At 72.0% G+C, this 15,898-nt stretch carries 14 protein-coding genes, 1 tRNA gene and 1 pseudogene; 5 read left to right on the top strand and 11 right to left on the bottom strand.

Features of this window, described 5'->3' with window-relative positions; genetic code table 11:
• Positions 1 to 10: 10 nt before the first annotated feature.
• Positions 11 to 475, bottom strand: coding sequence for a GatB/YqeY domain-containing protein (locus ABTX62_RS08680; protein ID WP_352115481.1), 465 nt, complete (start codon positions 473 to 475; stop codon positions 11 to 13).
• Between the two features lie 169 nt (positions 476 to 644).
• Here ABTX62_RS08680 and ABTX62_RS08675 point away from each other — a divergent pair, with 169 nt between their 5' ends.
• The 3 genes from ABTX62_RS08675 to ABTX62_RS08665 all read left to right on the top strand — a co-directional run bounded on the left by ABTX62_RS08675 (position 645) and on the right by ABTX62_RS08665 (position 2,807).
• On the top strand, positions 645 to 1,583 hold the full coding sequence (locus ABTX62_RS08675; RefSeq protein WP_352115480.1) for a metallophosphoesterase: 939 nt from the start codon (positions 645 to 647) through the stop codon (positions 1,581 to 1,583).
• Between the two features lie 329 nt (positions 1,584 to 1,912).
• Positions 1,913 to 2,686 (top strand): Pr6Pr family membrane protein, encoded by a 774-nt coding sequence (locus ABTX62_RS08670; RefSeq protein WP_352115479.1) that lies wholly within the window; start codon positions 1,913 to 1,915, stop codon positions 2,684 to 2,686.
• Between the two features lie 47 nt (positions 2,687 to 2,733).
• A tRNA-Pro gene (locus ABTX62_RS08665) sits at positions 2,734 to 2,807 on the top strand.
• 67 nt (positions 2,808 to 2,874) lie between these two features.
• Here ABTX62_RS08665 and ABTX62_RS08660 read toward each other — a convergent pair.
• The 10 genes from ABTX62_RS08660 to ABTX62_RS08615 all read right to left on the bottom strand — a co-directional run bounded on the left by ABTX62_RS08660 (position 2,875) and on the right by ABTX62_RS08615 (position 14,450).
• A complete protein-coding gene (locus tag ABTX62_RS08660; RefSeq protein ID WP_352115478.1) occupies positions 2,875 to 3,408 on the bottom strand; it encodes a Pycsar system effector family protein in 534 nt (177 codons plus the stop codon).
• Positions 3,409 to 3,482: 74 nt separating this feature from the next.
• Positions 3,483 to 4,931 (bottom strand): DUF4407 domain-containing protein, encoded by a 1,449-nt coding sequence (locus ABTX62_RS08655; RefSeq protein WP_352115477.1) that lies wholly within the window; start codon positions 4,929 to 4,931, stop codon positions 3,483 to 3,485.
• Positions 4,924 to 5,994: a hypothetical protein gene (locus ABTX62_RS08650; protein ID WP_352115476.1), complete on the bottom strand. Its 1,071-nt coding sequence runs from the start codon at positions 5,992 to 5,994 to the stop codon at positions 4,924 to 4,926. Before ABTX62_RS08650 ends, ABTX62_RS08655 begins: the two co-directional genes overlap by 8 nt.
• Positions 5,991 to 8,255 carry a hypothetical protein gene (locus ABTX62_RS08645; protein WP_352115475.1) on the bottom strand — a complete coding sequence of 755 codons (2,265 nt, stop codon included), beginning with the start codon at positions 8,253 to 8,255 and terminating at the stop codon, positions 5,991 to 5,993. The genes ABTX62_RS08650 and ABTX62_RS08645 overlap by 4 nt, the downstream gene beginning before the upstream one ends.
• Positions 8,248 to 8,898, bottom strand: a complete 651-nt coding sequence (locus tag ABTX62_RS08640) for a hypothetical protein (protein WP_352115474.1) — start codon at positions 8,896 to 8,898, stop codon at positions 8,248 to 8,250. Before ABTX62_RS08640 ends, ABTX62_RS08645 begins: the two co-directional genes overlap by 8 nt.
• A gap of 230 nt (positions 8,899 to 9,128) precedes the next feature.
• A complete protein-coding gene (locus ABTX62_RS08635) occupies positions 9,129 to 9,836 on the bottom strand; it encodes a Crp/Fnr family transcriptional regulator (RefSeq protein WP_352115473.1) in 708 nt (235 codons plus the stop codon).
• A gap of 234 nt (positions 9,837 to 10,070) precedes the next feature.
• Entirely contained in the window at positions 10,071 to 10,481 is a 411-nt protein-coding gene (locus tag ABTX62_RS08630) for a Pycsar system effector family protein (RefSeq protein ID WP_352115472.1), read from the bottom strand.
• Between the two features lie 64 nt (positions 10,482 to 10,545).
• On the bottom strand, positions 10,546 to 11,253 hold the full coding sequence (locus tag ABTX62_RS08625) for a TIGR03943 family putative permease subunit (protein ID WP_352115471.1): 708 nt from the start codon (positions 11,251 to 11,253) through the stop codon (positions 10,546 to 10,548).
• A complete protein-coding gene (locus ABTX62_RS08620) occupies positions 11,250 to 12,275 on the bottom strand; it encodes a permease (protein ID WP_502997920.1) in 1,026 nt (341 codons plus the stop codon). The genes ABTX62_RS08625 and ABTX62_RS08620 overlap by 4 nt, the downstream gene beginning before the upstream one ends.
• Positions 12,276 to 12,590: 315 nt before the next feature.
• Positions 12,591 to 14,450, bottom strand: a complete 1,860-nt coding sequence (locus tag ABTX62_RS08615) for a S9 family peptidase (RefSeq protein WP_352115469.1) — start codon at positions 14,448 to 14,450, stop codon at positions 12,591 to 12,593.
• A 158-nt stretch (positions 14,451 to 14,608) separates the two neighbouring features.
• Here ABTX62_RS08615 and ABTX62_RS08610 point away from each other — a divergent pair.
• Both ABTX62_RS08610 and ABTX62_RS08605 read left to right on the top strand, forming a co-directional pair.
• A pseudogene (locus tag ABTX62_RS08610) lies at positions 14,609 to 14,888 on the top strand (SAM-dependent methyltransferase); the annotation flags it as partial.
• Between the two features lie 58 nt (positions 14,889 to 14,946).
• The gene (locus ABTX62_RS08605) at positions 14,947 to 15,741 is read left to right on the top strand and encodes an SURF1 family protein (RefSeq protein ID WP_352115468.1); all 795 of its coding nucleotides are present in this window, start codon (positions 14,947 to 14,949) and stop codon (positions 15,739 to 15,741) included.
• Positions 15,742 to 15,898 lie beyond the last annotated feature (157 nt).

Below are 15,898 nucleotides of genomic sequence, written 5' to 3'. Positions count from 1 at the left end.
GGCTGAGAGGTCAGCCGGCCAGCAGCTTCTTCACCACGGCGGCGACACGGCCGCCCTCGGCCTGGCCCGCCACCTTCGGGTTCACGATCTTCATGACCGCGCCCATGGCCCGCGGCCCCTCGGCACCGGCCGCCTTGGCCTCCTCGACGGCCTGGGCGACGATCTCCTGGAGCTGCTCGTCCGACAGCTGCTGCGGCAGATAGGTGGCGAGCACCTCGCCCTCCGCCTTCTCCCGCTCGGCCTGCTCGGCACGACCACCCTGCGCGAAGGCGTCGGCCGCCTCACGCCGCTTCTTCGCCTCCCGCGTGATCACCTTCTGGACCTCGTCGTCGGAGAGCTCGCGCTTCTCCTTGCCCGCGACCTCCTCCTTGGTGATCGCGGCGAGCGTCAGCCGGAGCGTCGAGGAGCGGAGCTCGTCGCGCTCCTTGATCGCAACGTTGAGGTCTTCCTGCAGCTTCGACTTGAGCGTGGTCATGGGGCCGATTGTCGCAGGTGCGGGACGAGCGGCGCCCCTCGATTTGCTCGGCGTCCACCGAAAGCCCCAGTGCCGTCAAGGATTTCGGACGGCGCCCGGGCACGGGCAGCGGCCGGGCACGGGCAGCGGCCGGGCACGGGCAGCGGCCGGCATCTGACACGATGGTCGTATGCGCGCGCGATACGGAGTCCCCCTGGGAATCACGGCGGCTGGTGCCGCCGGTCTGCTGTACGCCGCGGGCTTCGAGGCCCGCTCCTTCCGCCTCCGCCGGGTCACCGTCCCGGTCCTGCCCCCGGGAACGCGCCCCCTGCGTGTGCTGCAGGTCTCCGACATCCATATGGTCGGCGGGCAGCGCAAGAAGCAGCGCTGGCTGCGGTCCCTGGCGGGTCTGCGCCCCGACTTCGTGATCAACACGGGCGACAACCTCTCCGACCCGGAGGGCGTGCCGGAGGTCATGGACGCGCTCGGACCCCTGATGGAGTTCCCCGGCGCCTACGTCTTCGGCTCCAACGACTACTACGGCCCCAAACTGCGCAACCCCGCCCGCTACCTGCTCGAGAAGGCGCAGGGCCGCCATGGGCTCAACGGCAACGCGCCGGCCGAGGGCGTGGTGCACAACCCGTGGGAGGACCTGCGCGACGGTTTCGACGCGGCGGGCTGGCTGAACCTGACGAACGCGCGCGGCGAGCTCAAACTCGAGGGCGTTTCGGTGGAGCTCACGGGCCTGGACGACCCGCACATCAAGCGGGACCGCTACGCGCGGGTGGCGGGCGGCCCGTCCGAGGCGGCGGACTTCTCGATGGGCGTCGTGCACGCCCCGTACCTGCGCACCCTGGACGCCTTCACAGCCGACGCCTACCCCCTGATCCTGGCCGGCCACACCCACGGCGGCCAGCTGTGCATCCCCTTCTACGGCGCCCTGGTCACCAACTGCGACCTCGACACGGACCGGGTGAAGGGCCTGTCCACGCACACGGCGCAGGGTCGTACGTCGTACCTCCACGTCTCGGCGGGCTGCGGCACGAACCGCTACACACCCGTACGGTTCTCTTGCCCTCCGGAGGCCACGTTGCTGACGCTGGTCGAGCGTGAGGACGTGGGGAGGTAGGGCGGGCAAGGGGCCGAGCGGAAGCGCGACGGGTCCTACGGGGTAGGGGGACGATCCGGGGGCAGCGCGGCGATCCTCCACGGAGTGGCGCGAGCCCGAGGCCAGGCGACGATCCCACGGGGTAGCGCGAGGGCCCGAGGCCAGGCGACGACCCCACGGGGTAGCGCGAGGGCCCGAAGGGAAGCGCGCGGGCATCAGCGGAGGCAGACCAAGGAGCCCGGGCCGAGCCGACGGGTGGACACCAGAGGTAGCGCGAGGGGACCCGGCCGGGTACCCCACACGGCCCCACCCAGATCGCCCCCTTTGTCCGTTCCTGCCAGCGTGAGGGCATGACCGCCCCGATACCCCGGGACATCCCGGACCTCCCCGCGATCCCGTCCCCGCCGGCGCTGAAGCACACTCCCGTGCCCGCCACGGCCGTCGTCACCCCGGTGCGCCGCCCCGCGGCCGCCGCCTACCGCCTGCTGGTCGCCCTCGTGGCGGCCGCGGGCGTGACACTGGAGCTGTTCCTCGGCGACCCGTCCCGGGCCCTCAGCCACTTCGCGATCCAGAGCAACATGCTGCTGGCGCTGGTCATGGCCCTCTCCGCCCGCCGCGCGTGGACGGCCCGCCGCCCCTTGTCCAGTGCCCTGCTGGGCGCGACGCTGCTCTACGTCGTCATCGCGGCCCTGGTGCACCACCTGCTGCTGGCGAACCAGTCAAGCCCCTTCTCCCTCACGGGCGAGGCGGCCGCCCCGACGGGCTGGCAGGCCCTCTCCCACGGCCTGCTGTACACGGTGACCCCGATAACAGCGGTACTGGACTGGCTCCTGCTGACGCCCCCCGGCCGCCTGCACCTCCGCCAGGCCAGCACCTGGCTCCTCTACCCCCTGGCCTACCTGGCCTTCTGCCTCGTCCGAGGCGAGCTGCTCCTCCCGGGCACCCAGGACCGCTATCTCTACCCGTTCCTGGACGTCGGCCAGGACGGCTTCAAACGCGTCCTCGGCAACGCCCTCCTCCTGGGCCTCTCCTTCTACGCCCTGGCCGCGCTCCTCGTGGCCCTCGACCGCGCCCGCCGCCCGAAACCCATCCGCCACCGCTGGAAAACCGGATTTCGTCTCTAGCCACCGGTGGGCTAAAGTAAACGTCGTCGCCGCGACAGCAGCGACATCGGGGTGTAGCGCAGCTTGGCAGCGCGCTTCGTTCGGGACGAAGAGGTCGTGGGTTCAAATCCCGCCACCCCGACAGTGGAATGACCAAAGGGGCCTGATCCAGTGGACCAGGCCCCTTTCGGGTCTCTGTGGATGTCCGGCTACGTCGACGCTCCTGTCACTATGCCCAGCAGCGTGAGTGTGACGAAGGCGGTGCCCCACGCCAGTGCGTGGCGTATGCAGCGGTACTTGGTCCAGGCGGTCTGGGACAGGATGGCCAGTTGGCTCAGGTCCCGGGAGACCGGGTCGGTGTGGCGGACCGTCCGTTCCAGGTGGGCGACCGACATCGCCAGCGCCGCGTCGCCGAAGTAGTGGGATCGGAGATGCCGGGGCTTTCCCAGCCGCGGGGTCACGGCCAGGCCCAGCAGGACGAGTGCCGGCACGCAGGCGGCGCAGCCCGCCCAGAGGAGGAACTGCGCGACCGGTGCGTACAGCCGCGGGGCGATCACACCGCTGCCGATCGCGCCGAGCAGGGCGGTGAGGGCCGCGCCGAGGGACGCCAGCATCAGACCGGCCTTGTTGTCGGCTCTCACCAGTTCCTCACGAACCTCGGCCAGCAGGACCCTGGCGAGTTCCGCCCCTCGGCCGGCGCCGATGTCCGGGTCCGGGCCTGCATCGCCTCCGGGTGGGGTCATGTGTCCCTCCTCCTTGCCGTCGGTGCCGGGCGGCCGCCCCGGCGTGCGGGGCGGCCGTTGTGCGGGCGGGTGCGTCAGACCGTCGACGACCGGCGGATCTCGTCCTCCAGCGCGTTCACGGCCTGCCTGACCCGGATGTTCATCGCCGCCGTGTGCTCCCTGGACTCCGCCTCCGACTCGGCGCGGTGCCGCCGGACGTCCTGTTCGATGGCGTCCTGGGCGATCTCGAGGTCCGCCATGGCCCGGCGCTCGGCGAGCCGGACCTCCTCGCCGTGGATCTTGACCGCGCTGTTGCTCTCGCTGCTGAGCATCCGGTCGTACGCGGTGTCCCCGCTCAGGTACTTCACCAGCACGGGGAGCATGTCGAGGAGGACGAACAGCAGGCGGACCAGCCAGATGCCCACGAACAGCACCGCGTTGCCGGCGGCCAGTTCGTCGAGCGCCCGGATCCGTTCCAGGACGCCGATCTCCTTCTGCTTGGCGCGCTCCTCCTCCAGCCGCCGCTCGATGCCGTCGGCGCGGGCCTTGAGGAACGCCCCGCGCGACGAGGTCAGCTCGCCCTCGATCTTCGAGATGCGGTTGTTCATGCCGGTGAGGCGCTTCTCGTTCTCGCTCGTGCGGTGAGTGGTCCGGTAGTCCTGTGCCTTGTCGCGCAGGCGCAGGCACTCGGAGGTCCGCTGGTACAGGCCGCTCGCGGCCATGCGGACCAGCCGGCGGCACTCGTCCCGCACCTCGGAGTCGATGGCCTCCAGCCTGGAGGTGTCCCGGTCCACTCGCTTCTGCAGGGTCGCGGCGTCCGAGCGCAGGGCGGCCAGTTCCTCGCCCCGTTCACCGGGCGTCGCGCCGAAGGAGAGGACGTACGTCCCGTCGCAGCCCTTGGGCGTGACGGGCCGCGTCGTGGCCGGTACGGGGTTGCAGCGGACGAGGTTCGTGCGCAACCGGTCGACGGCATCCGTACGTTCGTCCGCCACGCGTTCCTCGATGGCCGTCTGGAAGATGCGCAGCACCAGCGGCTCCGCGATCACCACACCGAGCAGGAGCGCGATCAGCAGTCGCGTGACGAGGGGGCCGGCCCGTCGGCGGGCGTTCGGCTGGGGCGTGACCAGCCAGCGGTCGAGGTTGAGGACGAACAGCATCCAGATGACCGTCGGGACCAAGGCCACGAGGGAGACCCTGCCGAGCGCCTCGGTGGCGAAGTTCCACATGGAGAACGCCGCTATGACGGAGGTGCCCAGCACCACCCCGCCGAGGGCCGTGTACTTGCTCCGCTCGTACCTGACCCTGGCCAGCAGTTCCTCGTCGACACCGGTGAGGGAACGCAGGCGTCGTGCGGCGTCGAGGTCGACGGGGCGGCGGGTGATGCGGGCCCTGGGCCGGTTCCCCGTGCCGCGAGCCGGCGGCTCCGCCCCTGTGCCACGCGACGCGGCTCGGCGGGCCTCGGGGCGGGCGGCGGTCGCGTCACCGGTTCTCGTGCCGTCCGGCGGACCGGGGTTCGTCACAGGGTGCGTGAGGGAGTCAGTCAACGAGATCGTCCTCGTCCCTGACGAAACCGCCCTGCGCTTCGTGCGATCCGCCCCGGCCGGCTGCCGGGCGGGCCGGGCGTCCCTGGCCCGACTCCACCATGCGGGCGGTGTCGGCGGCGGCGATGCCGGACACCGCCTGGCCGCCCGTCTCCCGCAGGACCTGGTCCAGGACCTGGTGGTAGTCGACGTACTCGCTGGTTCCCATCTGCCGCAGCAGCGTCAGCAGCATGTCACGGCGGATCTGTGCCTCCGCCGTCTCCCGCGCCTGCGCGTGGGCCCGGTCGGACGCCTCGGCCGCGTGGCGGCGGGCCGACTCCTCATCGGTGAGCCGGTGGATGCGGGCGGCCGCCTGCGTGACGTCGATCTCCTGCCGGGCGATGCCGAAGGCGTCCACGTGGTCGGACCCCTGGGAGAGCAGTTCCGCGATGCGCCGGGCGTCCTCGGTCTCGAAGTCGCGCTGACCCCGCTGGAGTTCCCAGGCGCGCCGCTCGTCGCGCACCTTCTGTTCCCAGTCGCGCAGATCGTCGGAGGCGTGCACCTCGGCGCTGACGAACTCCACGCTCATGCCCGCGACCCGCGGCGGCACGATCGCGCTGTAGGCGGTCATACGGTGACTGACCTCTGTCCGTACGGCGTTGACCTCCTCGACGCGGTGTCCGGCGCTCACCCTCGGCAGGTCGGCGTCGCCCATCAGGTAGGCGCGCAGCGGCACGGTGACATCGATGATGCCCTGCCGGGCGATGACGGTCGGGTCGGTCACCTGGCAGGTGAAGGCCGCCCGCACCGTGAAGTTGTCCGCCTCGCTCACCGACGGGAGCGTGCGCTCCACCTCGACCAGTCGGGCCCGGGTGTCGACCAGGCTGACCGAGGAGGCGTCGAGCACGTCCGGGTGGGACGCGTCGAACACCATGCCCTCGGGGAACGTGCGGTAGTTCCCGCCGATCCTGAAGACGTGGACCGCGCCGGGCGGCAGCGGCGGCACGTCCTCGCGGCGGCGGCGCCGAGACCACCAGGTGCCCTGGACCGTGGCCAGGATGTGCTCGGCGATGACCGGGTAGTTCACTTGCTTCGGCCTCCTTGTGCGGAAGGGAAGGGCGGGGTGGATATGAGGGGGGCGGCGGAGCGCCGGGGGCCCGCCGGCGGCCGGCCGCGCAGTGAGCCGAGGAGCACCTGTGCCAGTTGGCGGGCACCGGGAATCGCGTAGTCGGGGTGCTTCAGGGCGATGGACAGGTGGTGGCACAGGGCGGCCCACTGGCGTGGCGTCATGGTCGTGCGCATGGCCTCGCCCAGTTCGTGCACGGCGCCGGTGACGGACGGGTCGTCCCGCAACTGCACCAGCGTCCGGCACAGCGCGCTCACCGCCCGGCTCCGGTTGCCGCTGTGCAGGACGTCGGCCCACAGGGAGCCGAGGTGGCGGGCGCTGTCCGGCACGGTGCGCAGGAGGGCCGCGGTGACGGGCTCGGCTGTCTCCAGCCGGACGGCCTCCAAGAGCTGGACGCTGATCCGCAGCGCGACCGACCGCTCCCGCGACCCCTGCGCCGACCTCACGATCACGGTCCGCACGTACCGGAGAATGAACAGGGCGCCTTCGGGGTCGTGTTCCGCGGTCTGCAGCAGCAGGACCAGCGAGCGGCGGGCCGAGAACGCGACCCGCTCCCCGCGCAGGCTCAGGAACCACAGCTGGTTGAGCGCCTCCAGACGGTAGAGGGAGCCCAGGCGGCCCGTCAGTGCCATGGCCGCCGTCACGGCACGGCCCTGGCCGCTGTTGTCCGTCCAGCTCAGGACGATGTTGAGGGCCTGCGACGCCAGGTGCTCGACGTCGCACATGAACTGGAGCGTCAGCGCGGCGGTGACCCGTTGGTTGGTGAGTCCCTCGGACCACACCTTCAGCAGGTTCTCGTCGACCTCGACGAGGGCGTGTCGGGCCAGGAGAGCGACACCGCGGGCCACTTCGGTACGGGTGTCCAGGTCGCCGTTCAGGGCGAGGTCGCCCAGCCACAGACGCAGCGGGTACCAAAGCTCGTAGCCGTACAGGTCGTGCAGCGCCGCGATGACGAGCTCCCGGACGCGCGGTGAGGTGAAGACCAGACGCCGTTCGCTGCGCCGGGCGTCCCGGCCCGGCCCGGGGCGGTGCTCGGTGGTCACGAGTTCGACCGCCCGCTCCTTCCACCGGGCCCGGGACTGCCGGGCGACGGCGCCGCCCGGCGGCTTCACCGCCTCGTCGTCCGGCTCGGCGACGGGCGTCTCGCCGCTCTGCTCCCAGTTGCGCACCTGGGCGGCGAGGGCGGCGCACTCCTTTTCGAACGTCCGCTCCGGGATGCCTTCCAGGAAGGCCAGTGCGGCGAGCGGGAGGAGGTCGTCCGCGGACGGTTTGCCACGGAACCACTCCTCGACCCGTTCCCGGCACGTGTCCCGCAGGATGTCCAGTGCCTTGTCCGCACCGTCCCGGGACAGGGCCAGGGCCGCCTCGACGACATCCCTCGGCCGCCTCTGCTCGCTGACGCGCTGCTCCAGTTCCCGTTCGGTGTCCGGCGTGAGGCCCGGATCGGGCAGCTTCCTCCGGCAGTGGCCGAACAGCTCGGCGGGGTCCGGGGCCCGCCACGGCACGCAGTGGTCTCGCAGCGCCAGTCGCCGGCGGGCCGTGTCGCCCGCCGTGATCACCAGGTACGACCCCTTGTGGCCCAGTTCCTCGCTCAGCCGCCTGATGTCGTAGGCCTGCACGGCGTGGTGGGCCGGCTCCCCGACGTAGTCGAGGATGACGTACCCCTGCCCTCGCCTGAGGTCCTGTGACGCGGCGAGGTCGGCGAGGGCGTTGGCGGGTGAGAGGCTGCGCAGCCTGGCGTCGTCCCCCAGGATCTCCCTGAGCAGGGCGAGCGCCCCCGCGCCCCGGCCGCAGCCGTCCTGGCCGGTCAGCACCACGAGCGCGTTCTCGCGCAGCTTGCCGAGCGCCTCGTCGAAGCAGGGCCGCGGGGGCAGGTGGAACCGCAGGGCCCGGTCCGCCTCCTCGGGCTCGATGGTGCCGGGGGCGAGGCCCGGGGACGAGGGGGCACCGAAGCCGAACGCCGCTCCCGCGGCGTCGACGACGCCGTAGAAGTTGTTGTTGACGAGCTGGTGGACGCGGCGGAGGTCGTCGTAGCCGCGGTCGTCCTCCTGCCGTTCGTCCGGCTCCCCGCGCTGCTCGGAGGGCTTATCCGGACCCACGCCCTCGTCACCGGCCTGCCGTGCGCCGCCGGTGTCGTCCGCAGGGCTCAGCTCGGCGACCTCGTCGGGGGTGGCGACTGGTGGAATGTCCAGACCGCCGTCCGCGTCCGTGCCGTCAGCCACCGGCACTCCCGAAGCCGAAGACGGCCCCGCGGGCGTCCACCGGGCCGGCGATGTTGGTCACGTTGAGATGGTCGCTCTGATACTCGTTGCTGATCGCCGGCCCGCCCGCGGCGGCCGGCTCCGACCGGCCCGCCGCGGGCTCCCCCGGCACCGGGGCCGCGTGCTTCCCCCGCTGCGCGGCCCCGGGCTCACGCGAGGCTACGGCCGGCGCGGGCACCCACAGCCAGGCCGTGGCCTCGTACTCCTTCACCCGCACGGTGACGCGGGTGAAGTCCACGGTGGACAGGGTCGTGTGTCCGCCCGCCACGGTGGACCGGAACACGTCGTCGGACAACAACAGCGCCAGGTCGGCGTCGGGGTGTGCGGCCAGGGCGTCGTAGAGCGGACGCCCGGTCAGCAGGCGCGCGGTGGCCACCACGGCCGTGCCGGCGAAGCCGTTGTCGGCGAGCTCCACCAGCCCCTGGTGGACGACCGCCCGCAACCGCATCCGGGCCTCGGGGAGCCGCTGGGAGTTGTATGCGCGCAGCTCGGCGACGAGATGGCGAATGTAGTCGTCGACCAGACGCGGCTCGGTGCCGTCCAAGGGACGCACCGCGAGCTGCTCGTCACCCTTGCGCTGGATCTGCCACTGTGCGCGGTCCAAGCCGGCGCCTCTGGCGGCGGCGTCGAGAATCCGCGGCAGATCGTGCTGCGCCTGGGACTGTCTACGGTCGTTCTTTCCACCATAGGCCTCCGCGTCCACGGCTATACAGGCGCAGGGACAGAAACCGGACCACTCCACCACCGGATCATTCCTCTCTCATGCCATGAGCGGACACCGCTCACGAAGTGCTGCACGAGAGGCTAGGAGAGGGGGCGAGAAGTGATCCCGTACTAATACGGGTTGTCGGCCACGACTTTGGCGAATTCAAGCAGTTTCGGGACGTCACAGATGGTTATGTTTCGGTAACTGCGTTCCACCAGTCCCTGTGCTGTCAGTGCGGCCAGGCTCTTTTCGGCCGTGTTGAGCTTCAGCCCGGCCAGCGAGGCGAGTTCCCTCTGGGTGAGCGTCACCCCGAGGTCGCACCGCCGGCCGTCGCCGTCCTGAACGGGCTGGGCATAGGCCTGGCTCAACTCGGCCAGGACACGGGCCAGACGGGTGAGGGAGTCGTAGGCCTGGAAGTCGACCCGTCGCCGGTTGGCCCAGCGCAGCCGGGCGGACAGCATGTGAAGGATGGCCCGCATGGCGTCCGGGTGGCGGCCGAGGAAGGTCTCCAGCACCCGCACCTGGATGATCCGCGCGGTCACATCGCTGCACGCGATCACCGTGCCGGACCGCGGGCGATCCTCGAAAGCCGCCATCTCACCCACCAGGTCCCCGGCTATGCGGACGGCGAGCAGCATGTCGTAGCCGCTCTCCGCGCTGGCGACGACCTTGACGACACCACTCGTGATCAGCAGGACGTGCCGGCTCTCGTCGCCCTGCTGGAGCAACGCGCGATGCGGCGGATAGGCGATCGAGGTGCCCTGCGTCAGGAGTTCTTCGCGTGTCGTGTTCCGCAGCCGGCCAAGAAAGGTGGACGGCGGCCACGCGTGATTCACCAGCACCTCCGACGGTCTCACTCCGCGGCGCACCGCGCCGTTCAAGCCTGACCATGCTGCCGTCGGGGCGTGCTCCGGCAAACAGACGGGAAGAGATGTGGCCTGATTTCTCGCGTCCGAGCCTGAATTGACCGAACGGGCGTTCCTTACGGAGACGACCGGCCGTAATACCGGCGAGTAGACGGACTGGTGCGCCGGTCCGTTTTCGACGCCCGGTGTGTGGCCCGTTCGGCGCTAGGACAGCAGCCCGGCGAGCGTCCCCGCCAAAGTGAGGGCCAGGAAAACCACACCCCACGCCATCGCCTGGCGTATGCGGCGGCGCTTGGTGGAGGCGGTGTGGGTCAGGAGCTGGGGTGGGGACCCAGCGGTCGTGGCCGGGTGGGACCTTCTCGCCAGGCTCAGGAGGACCAGGGAGGGGGCGCAGGCCGCGCAGCCGGTCCAGAGGAGGAGTTGGGAGATCGTCGCGTACTGGGTGGGGGTGATGACGCCGGCGGTGATCGCGGTGAGGAGGGCGGTCAGGGTCGCGCCGAGGGTGGCCAGGGTCAGGCCCGCCCGGTGGTCGGCCTTCGCCAGTTCCTCGCGGACCGCCTCCGGCTGGAACGGCCGGTCCCATGGCGCCGTGTGCTCGCTCTGGAGTGTGGTCATGCGTATCCCTCGCTCATCAGCGGTTCTTCACGGGTACCCCAAAGGGCCGGTGCCAAGCCGCAGTTCAGGCGTTCCACGTCTCGTCGTACGGATCGTGCGGGGTGGGGACCGGCCTGGCCGTCGTGACCTGGAGGTACGGGATGGGGCCGTTGTTGACCGGGTCCTTCGTGCGGCGGGGGGTGTACCTGCCGGTGACCTCCAGCCAGGTGTCCGGTCGCAGGACCGGGGGGACGTCGCCCGTCAGTGCGATCTTGACCGGCTGGGCGTCCGCCGCGCAGCAGTTGAGGCCCATGCGGACCAGATAGGGGGTGCCCGTCCGGTCCAGGGTGATGAAGCCGGTGATCTTCAACTCACGGTCGCGCAGGGAGCGGCCGCCGTCGTAGATCGCGCGGCCGGCGTAGTCGGCCACGGCGAGGCGCAGGGGTGCCTCACCGGTGGGGAGGGCCGGGAAGCCCAAGGGCTTCGTCAGGGCCGTGCCGGTGTGGGCCGCGCTGTAGGAGCCCAGGGCCGGCGGGGCTACCAGGATCAGGGCGAGGACCGGGAGCGTGAGGAGCCAGGACACGCGGGGTTCGTGGTGGTGGTCGTGGGCGTGGGGGCTGCGGCGGTCGTACCAGAGGGTTGCCGCCGCCGTGGTGATGAGGACCGCGCCCGCCAGGAGGACCAGGGGGCGCAGGCCCTCCTTGACGTAGCGCAGGTAGAGGTCGGTCGTGCCGGCGTGCAGGAGGGTCGCGCCGAGGAGGAAGAGGAGGGCCGTCTGGGCCAGTCGGTTCACAGCAGGACCGTTCCGGTCAGGGCCGATACCGCGACGGCCAGGGCGAAGGTGGCGGGGGCGAAGCGCAGGGCGAAGGCGCGGCCGAAGGTGCCCGCCTGCATCGCGAAGAGTTTCAGGTCGATCATCGGGCCGACCACCAGGAACGTCAGACGGGCGGTCAGGGAGAACTGGGTCAGGGACGCCGCCACGAACGCGTCCGCTTCCGAGCAGAGGGAGAGCAGGACGGCCAGAACGGCCAGGACCAGGACCGACAGCACGGGGTGGCCGGCCGCGAGGCCCAGCCAGTCCGCCGGGACCATCGCCTTCAGAGTCGCCGCGGCCATCGCGCCGATCACCAGGAAGCCGCCCGCGTGCGTCACGTCGTGCCGGACCGAGCCCCAGAAGGCCGCTCCCCTGCCCTGGCCCTCGTACGACGTCCGCTCCGGGGGACGCAGCCAGTCGGCGCGGCCGAGGCGGTGCCAGAGCCAGCCCATCGAGCAGGCCACCAGCAGGCTCGCTACGAAGCGGGCCAGGACCATCTCCGGGTTGCCGGGGAACGCCACGGCCGTGGCCGTCAGCACGATCGGGTTGATGGCGGGCGCCGAGAGAAGGAAGGCCAGGGCCGCCGCGGGTGTGACGCCTCGGCGGACCAGAGCGCCGGCCACCGGGACGGAGGCGCACTCGCAGCCCGGCAGTACCGCGCCCGCCGCGCCCGCGACGGGGACCGCCAGGGCGGGGTGTTTCGGCAGGGCCCGGGCGAAGAACGACGGCGGCACGAACACCGCGATCGCCGCCGACAGCAGCACGCCGAGCACCAGGAACGGCAGGGCCTGGACCATGACGGCGACGAACACCGTCATCCAGCTCTGCATCACAGGCGCGGCCAGGGCCCCGCGGATCGGGTCCTGGAACATCACCGCCGTGAGCAGCAGAAGGGTCAGCAGGAGGGGGGAGTCGAGGCGCCGGTCCTCTTCCGCGCCGCCGCCCGCCTCGGTGTCCTCGCGCTCGGCGTTGTCGTGCGGGGCGGTCTTCGTGGTGGCCACGGGCCCGGTACCTCCGGTGGTGCGCGAGGGCATTGCCCATTCCCTCCCCTGGCGTACGGACGAGGACGGCCGGGCGTTCAGGCAGCACCGTCCCCTTCTGGAACCGGTCGTCCCGGTGAGGCGGTCCTCTCCTCGTGGGGAGCGTTCCCGACCAAGGTCATACCGAGCGGTCCGCACCACCCGGACCGGCGGCATCACTGCCGACCCGGCCGCACAACCCAAGCCGACGGCATCACTGCCGACCCGGCCGCGCAGCCGGGTCGGCGGTATCACCACCGGCCCGGCTGCGATGCCGTCGGCGCCCGCCGGCCCGGGTTACGGACGTGAGCCCAAGTGCCGCTCGGCGAACTCCAGCTCCAGCCTGACCTGCTTGATCCGCTCGTCCACCACCAGGGAGCCGTGACCGGCGTCGTAGCGGTAGACCTCGTGGACCGCGCCGCGCGCCTCCAGGCACTTGACGTAGTTCTCGATCTGGCGGATCGGGCAGCGCGGGTCGTTGACACCGGCCGAGATGTAGACCGGGGCCTTGACCTGGTCGACGTAGGTGAGGGGGGACGAGGCCTCGAAGCGCTCGGGGACCTCCTCGGGGGTGCCGCCGAGGAGGGTGCGGTCCATCGCCTTCAGCGCCTCCATCTCGTCGTGGTACGCCGTGACGTAGTCGGCGACCGGGACCGCCGCGATGCCGAGGGCCCACACGTCGGGCTGGACGCCGAGGCCGAGAAGTGTCAGGTAGCCGCCCCAGGAGCCGCCGGTGAGGATCAGGCGCTCGGGGTCGGCCAGGCCGGAGCCGACGGCCCACGCGCGGACGGCGGCGATGTCCTCGAGCTCGATGAGGCCGACCCGGTGCTTCAGGGCGTCCGTCCAGGCACGGCCGTAGCCCGTGGAGCCGCGGTAGTTGACACGGATCACCGCGTAGCCGTGATCGACCCAGGCAGCCGGGGCCGCGGCGAAGGAGTCGCTGTCGTGCCAGGTGGGGCCGCCGTGGATGTCGAAGACCGTGGGGAGCGGGCCGTTGGTGCCCTGCGGCTTCTGGACGAGGGCGTGGATGCGCCCTCCCGGCCCCTCCACCCACACGTCCTCCACCGGCACCGAGCCGGGGGACTTCATGCCGGGCGGGTCGAGCACGACACCGCCCGTCGTGGAGCGGACCGCCGGCGGCTCGGCGGCCGAGGACCACAGGTACTCCACACTGCCGTCGGGCCGGGCCGTCGCGCCGGAGACCGTGCCGGGCGGGGTCGGGATCTCCGTCAGGGCGCGGCCGGCCAGGTCGTAGCGGAAGAGCTCGCTGCGGGCCTCGAAGCTGTGCGCGATGAGCAGACCGCTGCCGTCCGGGTACCACTCGGCGCTGACGTCGCCCGGCAGTTCCAGTGCCAGGTCCGTCTGCTCGCCGGTGGCCACGTCCCACACCAGGGGCTCCCAGCGGCCGCGGCGCTGGTGGCCGATGAGCAGCCGCGTGTCGCCGTCGACGGGGGCGAAGCCGAGGACCTCCAGGCCCAGCTCGCGGGTGCCGCCCTCGGTGTCGTCGAGGTCGGCGACCGCCGTGCCGTCGGGGCGCAGGACGCGCAGCGCCGAATGCATCGCGTCGCCGTGCTCGGTGTGCTCGACGGCGATGAGCGAGCCGTCGTGGGAGAGGTCCCCGACGCCGGCCGATTCGCGGTGACGGTAGATCTCCACCGGTTCCCCGCCGCTGCGCACGAGGTGGATGGTCGTGCCGTCCTCGTCCGTGGAACGGCCCACGACGGCCGTACCCCCGTCGCGCCCGAGGGCGAGGCCCGCCGGGTAGGAGGCCTCCAGACCCGCGGCGGCCGGTTCGTCCGGGCCGCCCTCGAAGGGCTGGCGGCGCCACACGCCGAACTCGTCGCCGTCCTTGTCGTCGAACCACCAGATCCACGCGCCGTCCGGGGACAGCACGCCGTCCGTGGTGCCGTTCGGCCGGTCCGTCACCTGACGCTGCTCGCCCGTCGACCGGTCCCAGGCGTACAACTCGTAGGTCCCGGTGGCGTTCGAGACGAACAAGGAGCGGTCCGGTGCGTCCTCCGCCCAGTCGGGCAGGGACACCCGCGGCGCCCGAAAGCGCTTCTCCCACTCCGGCATCCGCTCCTGCTGCCCCGGCCGTACGTCCTGCTCGTGCTGGTCCCGCTGATGACGCGCGTCGGACCCGTTGCTCTCAGTCATGGCCCCATAGTGCCCGTCCCGGCCGACAATCCGCTGGCGAGGTCCCCAGCCTGTGGATAACCTCCACCAGTCCCCCTCCGCGCAGGTCAGGAATCGCACTTTCGCACTCTCCCACCCGGCCGACTGGAACGAGGCCAACCGCGCCCGGTCAGGACCCCCTGCCCCTCGAGCTCGCCGAGGTGGGCGAGGTCGGCAACCGCTCTCTGCTGCACCTGCGGTGCCACATCGGGCCGACACTCCGTCCTGGGCCCGGCACGGCGCCGCCCGCGTCGTCGGCTCGACTTCTCCGAACCCCGCGATCGACTGGCCCGGGGGCCGGGCCGGGACCTCGGCCTCGGCCCGTACCGGGCGGCGTTCGTCGCGGCGGACGTGCACGACGCGGCGGACGCGGGCGCGGTCCCGGCCCCGGCGTACGACGTCGTCTGCACCGCCCTCGGCCCGCCCCGGCGCCGACCCCGCGGGCCGGGGCCGCCCGGGAGCCCCGTACCGTGGGGGTGTGTACCGGTTTCTGCTGACGCCCCGATGGTGGGGGATCAACATCTTCGTGCTGTTGTCCATCCCCTTCTGCATCTTCATGGGGTCCTGGCAGCTGGGCCGGTTCGAGGATCGTGTGCAGGACCATCGCGCCGCGACCGAGCAGGTCTCCGAGGCGCGGCGCGAGGCGCCCCGGCCGCTCGCGGACATGCTGCCGGTGGACAAGGCGACGTCCGGGAAGCTCGTCACCGCGACCGGACGCTACGGCAAGCAGTTGCTGGTGCCCGGGCGGGAGCTCGACGGCAGGCAGGGCTTCTACGTGCTGACGCTGCTGCGGACCGGCTCGGGCCAGGCGCTGCCGGTGGTGCGGGGCTGGCTGCCCGGTTCCGCCGGCACGGCGAAGGTGCCCGCCCCGCCGGCCGGTGAGGTCACCGTCACCGGGGCGTTGCAGGCGTCGGAGACGCCGGGGGACAACGGGGTCAGTGCGCGGGGCGGGCTGCCCGCCGGGCAGACGTCGGCGATCAGCGCGGCGTCACTGGTGAACCTGGTGCCGTACGACGTGTACGACGCCTGGGTCACGTTGTCGAAGGCCGACGCGGGGATGACGGCGGTGCCGGCCGCCGCGCCACCGGACTCGGGGCTGGATCTGAAGGCCTTCCAGAACCTGGGCTACACGGCCGAGTGGTTCGCCTTCGTGGGCTTCGTGATCTTCATGTGGTTCCGGCTGCTGCGGCGTGAGGTGGAGTTCGCGCGGGATGCGGAGCTGGGGCTGGTGGCGGACGAGGAGCCGGTCGCCGTGGATGCCGCCGTGAGGTGAGCGGCATGGTGTACAGCCCCGTCCGGCGGGCCCACAGCCCGAACCACCGGGTCTGCGTCTCCGCCCGAGCCGGTGCCGGGGCGGAACGGGCCGCCGGTGCGCCCGCCCCGACCCGCCCGCACGCAGGCTCGCGTCCGCACGCAGGCTCACGTCCGGG

It is taken from the genome of Streptomyces sp. NPDC096046 (assembly GCF_040303285.1).
GTDB lineage: Bacteria > Actinomycetota > Actinomycetes > Streptomycetales > Streptomycetaceae > Streptomyces.
The sequence above is the reverse complement of the archived record's forward strand: the minus strand, read 5'-3'. Positions and strand labels throughout refer to the sequence as shown.